Origin of the sequence: Psychrobacter sp. MES7-P7E (assembly GCF_002863645.1) — a bacterium.
GTDB lineage: Bacteria > Pseudomonadota > Gammaproteobacteria > Pseudomonadales > Moraxellaceae > Psychrobacter.
The window spans coordinates 158,143-164,142 of sequence record NZ_PJBU01000111.1 but is presented as its reverse complement, the minus strand read 5'-3'; the positions used below and the strand labels follow the sequence as shown (position 1 = coordinate 164,142).

The window sequence follows — 6,000 nt, the reverse complement described above, 5'->3', positions numbered from 1 at the left end:
GCAAAATAGAATAATAATTACATTTGCCAATCAAACGGCATTTGGTGATGACCACGTAATGCCATCATCAATGTTTGCTGCATTTGCGCCAATACTTCTTTAGTATATGGGACAGCTGGCACACCCCATACTGGATTTGGCCATTGCATATCATTTTGATAACGGACAATGTGATGAAAGTGAAGTTGTGGCACTTGATTACCAAGAGCGGCCACATTCATTTTATCAGCTTGAAAGGTTTTAGCTAACTGACTCGACAACCAGCTGGACTCTCGTAAAAACTGTGTTTGATCTGCCTCAGACAGCTCATATAACTCTTTGATACCGGAGACACGTGGCACTAATATCAGCCAAGGAAATTGGCAGTCATTGATTAAACGACAAGTGGATAATGGAAAATCCCCCACTAAAAAACTATCAGCAGCAAGTTTATGATGAAGTTGGAACATAATGACGGTTCTCTTGTTGTTTAATGCAAATAAAATACAGAGGGTTAAAAAGTTAGTTGGGCTATTTTATCAGTTATCGGGTTGATAAAATAGCACCATAATTTATTGGTTTAATATGACTACTGAGCCTACTGATATCTAGCCATGTACTAAGCAGGCTCTGTCACCATGTGCTCGCTAAAATAGCGCAGCAGCTCTTGTATGACCGTTACGCGCTGTTGCGGTGTGGCCAGTTTATCGCTATTTTGGTAACGGATACCAGATGCGCCATTCATACGATAATGCTGACCATTTGATTGGATCAATTTAATAATCGCTAACGCATCAACTGGAGTATCTGGCGCAAATTCCAGCGTCATACTACTACTGTTGGCATCAATTTTGTTAATCTTAAGCGGCTCTGCTTGTAAGCGTAATCCATGAATAGCGAATAGCTGCTTGGTTTGATCTGGCAGTGCTCCAAAGCGGTCTATCATCTCCGTACGAATATCTGTCAATGCTTCTTTATCATCGGTATTACTAATACGCTTATAGAACAATAAGCGCTGATGCACGTCATGTAGATACTCTTCTGGAATAAGAGCAGAACTATGTAAGTTTATTTCACTGGTTAGCGACAATGGTGTATTTAAATCAGGCTCCTTGCCAGCTTTAATGGCTTTAGTCGCACGCTCAAGCATATCCATGTATAAGCTAAAACCAATCGCCTGCATATTGCCACTTTGCTGCTTACCCAATATCTCACCTGCGCCGCGAATCTCTAAATCCTCACTTGCCAGCATAAAACCTGCACCCAAAGTATTGGCGCGTTCAATCGCATGTAAACGGCGCTTGGCATCACCTTTGAGTCCTTTTAGAGATGGCACTAGTAAGTAACAATACGCTTGATGATGACTACGTCCTACTCGGCCACGCAGCTGATGTAATTGCGCAAGACCAAACTTATCTGCACGCTCAATGATAATCGTATTAGCATTGGGCACATCAATACCCGTCTCAATAATGGTAGAGCAAACCAACACATTGAACTTTTTATGATAAAACTGCTGCATAATCTGCTCAAGTTGGCGCTCTTGCATTTGTCCATGGGCAACCCCTACCCGCGCTTCTGGCACGAGGTCACGAATAGTCTCTGCCATACGCTCAATACTAGCCACATCATTATGCAAGAGATAGACTTGCCCGCCGCGCAACAGCTCGCGCAAGATGGCTTCTTTCATCAAGGCATCTGTCTTTTGCATGACAAAAGTTTTAATCGCAAGTCGACGTGCTGGCGGTGTGGCAATAATAGACATGTCACGCATGCCTGAGAGTGCCATATTAAGCGTTCTAGGAATGGGAGTCGCGGTCATAGACATACTGTCTACATCTGTCTGAATAGCCTTGATACGCTCTTTGTGACGCACCCCAAAGCGGTGCTCCTCATCGACGATCATTAGCCCAAGGTTGGCAAACTTCACATCAGGCTGTAAGAGTTTATGGGTACCAATCACGATATCTACTTTGCCAGCAGCCAAGTCAGCTAAGACCATTTCTTGATGTTTTTTACCGCCAAAGCGCGACAGGCTCTCAATACGAACTGGCCAATCGGCAAAACGATCGCGGAAGTTGTCTTCGTGTTGTCCCGCGAGCAAGGTAGTAGGCACCAACACAGCAACCTGATAACCAGCACTAACGGCAATAAAGGCCGCTCGCATCGCCACTTCTGTTTTACCAAAGCCAACATCACCGCAGATGAGGCGATCCATTGGCTGATTTTGTCTCATGTCTTCCATAACTGCATGGATAGCATTTGCTTGGTCAGCAGTCTCCTCGAACGCAAACTGACTGGCAAACAGCTCGTATTGAGACGGATCTATTTTAAAGTGAATACCAACTTTGGCCTCACGACGCGCCTGCATGTTAAGTAGCTCTGCCGCAACATCGTGAATTTGCTCTAACGCTTTTTGTTTGGCCCTATCCCATTTGCCACTACCAATCTTATGGAGCGGTGCTAAGGCTGGATCGCCGCCGCTATAACGACTAATCATTTGTAAATTAGCCACTGGCACATAGATACTAGCGTCATCGTCATACTTTAAATGAATAAACTCTTGCTCACCATCACCCACATCTAAGGTAATCAGACCATTATAACGACCAATACCATGCTCAATATGAACAACTGGACTACCATCTGTTATCTCAGTGACGCTCTTAACCAAGAACTCCTCTGATACACCGCTTTGGCGACGACGACGCGTCTGTAAGACTTGACGACCAAACAGCTGCGTTTCACTAATCAACACCAAACGCTCAGGCACATAAACACCGCGCTCAATCGGTGCCACAGTCAGACCGACATGTGGTAGTCGAGCATTATTCATAGCGCTCGTCTTGTCTGCTGCTAAAAATGCTTCAAAGCTATCGTATGCCTTGATGTCAATCTTACCCTTAAACAGCTCGATAAGAATCTCGCGACGGCCTGCGGTTTCTGCAACAATTAGTACTGGCGTTGCTGTTTGTTTTTGAACGTTTAAAAAGTCGAGCAATTCAGTTAATGGCTCAGATTTCTGATGGTTTACTGCCAGTTGCGGCGGTTCTTCGGCACTTAATGTCACCAAGCCTTGCTGCTTAGTAGGCGTTTTAGTAGGCGTTAATGGCAGTTGCGGCTGAGATGAGTCACTACCTTCTAGCGCTGCCACATCATTCATCATAGCCAGTTCATCACGAGCACTTAATATTACTCGTGGATACTGGTTTAACTGCTCGTTAAGCGCGTTAGATAATAGATACAGCATTGCTGGCTCTACGATAGGCTTATCAATATCATGGCGACGCTCTTCGTAGCGGCGCTGGATTTGTGACCAGTAATCAGCTTGTTTTTCATTGATTAATTCATCGGTGATAAATAACGCATCGCTTGGTAAATAGGAAAATAAACTACTCTCCGCCTTCCAGTCTTTTAAGTCAAAAAATAGTGGTTGATAATACTCTAATCCGCTACTAGCAATTCCTGCCATTACGTCTTTGTGCAGCTCAGACTTACGGCTACTGGTATTAGGGAACATCGCAGCAAAGTTCGTGCGAAACGTCTCCCGCCCTTCGTCAAGTGGAAACTCTTTTGCAGGCAAGATTTGAAATTGTTCAATAGGTTTAGAGATATCTGGCATTTTGTGCAGTAGTGACAGCGATTCTTTTGCCATACTGGTATCGTTGCCCGTTAACATCGCCTTCAAATCATCAGCAGTCAATGTACGCTGGGTTTGAGGATGAAAAAAGCGAATCGTTTCGATTTCGTCATCGAACAAGTCTAAACGTAGCGGAAAAGGCTGACCCATGGCAAAAATATCAATAATACTACCACGTACTGCAAACTCACCTGGTTCAAAGACATTTTCAACCGCTCGATAACCAGCCTTTGCCAGTAGCCCTCGCTGGGTATTGATATCAAATCGATCGCCGACACTCAAATCAAAATGCTGTCCAATCAACCAGCTTGGCGGTGCGACGCGATGCATGAGGGCTTGTATCGAAATAAGTAGCACGCCCGTTTTCGGCATATCCGTCAATAGATTGATACGTTCACTGACGATGTCTTGATGTGGAGATAGCTCATCATAAGTCAGTGTCTCCCAGTCAGGGAACACATAAGCATCGACTCCGCAAAATGCCAGCTCAGTCTCTATTTGATTGAGTTGGTTCTGGTCACGTGCTACCACAACTTTTAGGCGCTCGGCAACATTCCACATAGGTGTTTGCACCAAGCTTGCCAACCATAAACTGCTGACCGCCCCATGGACAGGCGCTACCCAACGCCGCTCGGCATTTTGGATAGGAAACAACTGCTGGTTAATAGGGTCAAACGCGTCAGTCAGAGCAGTAATAGGCATAAAGAGTAGAATCAAAGTTAAGGAGTCAGAAAGCTATTATACGAATATTTGAGCAATTACCAAAACTTATGCCGTAACGGTTTGTCACTTAAGAGTTTACTCATTAATGATTAAGGGTTAACAACGATTATTGCGCTTTAACTGTCGTTACATAACAAAAAACCCCAACTTATCAGCTGAGGTTTTCGTTTTTACTAATCAAGCCAAGCCTAAAACTTCAGCTGATAAGTGGTTTATCGCTAGCGATGATGCCATTGTTATCAGCATAAGCAAACATACCCGAGTTCAACGTTAAGTCACCAAAGCTGATTTCGATATCCGTTTGACCTTCATCACGGCGGGTTGATTTGCGCGGGATACAACCAAGCGCCATCACACCAAGATCCATCTCTGCCATGTCATCAACATCGCGGACACAGCCATATATAATAACCCCAGCCCAACCATTATCGATAGCTGATTGTGCAATCATATCGCCTAGTAATGCACAGCGCATAGAGCCGCCACCATCAACGACCAACACCTTGCCATTGCCTTCTTTATCTTTGCCATCGCTATTCAACAGTGACTTAACGCGGCTATTGTCTTCAAAGCACTTAACCGTCACGATTTCACCGCAGAATTTGTCTTTCGCACCAAACTGACGGAATGACTTGCCTTCGATATTTGGCAAGCATACTTGCGATTCAGGATTGGCATCCAATAGATCACAAGTGACAAAATTCCCTCTATCCATTTGTATCGATTCTGACATTGCTCCTGCTCCTTGTTTTAGTGTTTCAACTGACTGGTTTTTCAATACTTATTGATGCTTTGATAATAGTTAATAGTTATTGTGTTTTTTACTCTTATATTTTTGTTCTAATGCAATCTTGTCCCAATGCAATTAACAATCGATATCTGTAACTTTCCAGTTTTAAGACTGAATCTGTCACTAGAAAAACTGTCCTTTTATTTTTTAACACGGGTCATCGCTAGCATCTGCTTATTTTCGATAATATCCGTACGCTTGATTTGAGGTTCAGTACGGTACTTACTACGATGATATATACCATGAGCACTCATGGCCATAGCACTAGCAACGCGCTTAGCCGAGATAGGATGTAACGACAGTGATTCTGATACGAGGGGCGAGATGAGTTTAAAGGCTTTTTGACCAATGCTCTCAAGCGGACGACCTTTATGCTTACCAAGCAATAACGACGGACGGAAGACGACCAATTGTCCGAAATCTAATGCCATAACAGCCTGCTCTGTCTCAGCCTTAACTCGATTGTACAGAAAGCGGCTTTCAATATCCGCATTCATCGAGGAGAGTAAAAAGAAATTTTCTACCCCTTTATCACGACATAACTTGGCAAAATTTACATTATAGTCTCGATCTACCTTGCGAAAAGCCTCATCACTACCAGCTTGTTTTTTTGTCGTACCCAAACAACTAAAAGCATCCGTGGTTCGATCGGCACCGACACTTGCAAACACTTCAGAGAGATTATCAAAATCATTGATTTGATAAAAACGCATGCTGGCATTAATGTAGCGTGGCGGACGACGAGCAATCACAATCAATGTGTCATAAAGCTCACTCAGTTGCTTTACCAAATGCTGCCCTACTAACCCCGTTGCGCCAATCACAATTGCTTTTCGCTGCATACCCTATCCACTTATATAACATTAGA

Annotated in this window: 4 protein-coding genes; all 4 read right to left on the bottom strand. The window is 43.8% G+C overall.

Features of this window, described 5'->3' with window-relative positions; translation table 11 throughout:
• Positions 1-17: 17 nt before the first annotated feature.
• The 4 genes from CXF62_RS11360 to CXF62_RS11345 all read right to left on the bottom strand — a co-directional run bounded on the left by CXF62_RS11360 (position 18) and on the right by CXF62_RS11345 (position 5,974).
• Positions 18-449, bottom strand: coding sequence for an HIT domain-containing protein (locus CXF62_RS11360; RefSeq protein ID WP_057759208.1), 432 nt, complete (start codon positions 447-449; stop codon positions 18-20).
• Between the two features lie 149 nt (positions 450-598).
• Complete coding sequence (gene mfd, locus CXF62_RS11355) at positions 599-4,321, bottom strand: transcription-repair coupling factor (protein WP_102094440.1); 3,723 nt, start codon at positions 4,319-4,321, stop codon at positions 599-601.
• Between the two features lie 217 nt (positions 4,322-4,538).
• The gene (rraA, locus tag CXF62_RS11350; RefSeq protein ID WP_102094439.1) at positions 4,539-5,075 is read right to left on the bottom strand and encodes a ribonuclease E activity regulator RraA; all 537 of its coding nucleotides are present in this window, start codon (positions 5,073-5,075) and stop codon (positions 4,539-4,541) included.
• Between the two features lie 197 nt (positions 5,076-5,272).
• Positions 5,273-5,974: an NAD-dependent epimerase/dehydratase family protein gene (locus tag CXF62_RS11345; RefSeq protein ID WP_102094438.1), complete on the bottom strand. Its 702-nt coding sequence runs from the start codon at positions 5,972-5,974 to the stop codon at positions 5,273-5,275.
• Positions 5,975-6,000: the final 26 nt, after the last annotated feature.

Excerpts from the sequence above, each read along its gene's own strand:
- CXF62_RS11360 (WP_057759208.1), bottom strand. The coding sequence starts at position 449 with ATGTTCCAACTTCATCATAAACTTGCTGCTGATAGTTTTTTAGTGGGG.
- mfd (WP_102094440.1), bottom strand. The coding sequence starts at position 4,321 with ATGCCTATTACTGCTCTGACTGACGCGTTTGACCCTATTAACCAGCAG.
- rraA (WP_102094439.1), bottom strand. The coding sequence starts at position 5,075 with ATGTCAGAATCGATACAAATGGATAGAGGGAATTTTGTCACTTGTGAT.
- CXF62_RS11345 (WP_102094438.1), bottom strand. The coding sequence starts at position 5,974 with ATGCAGCGAAAAGCAATTGTGATTGGCGCAACGGGGTTAGTAGGGCAG.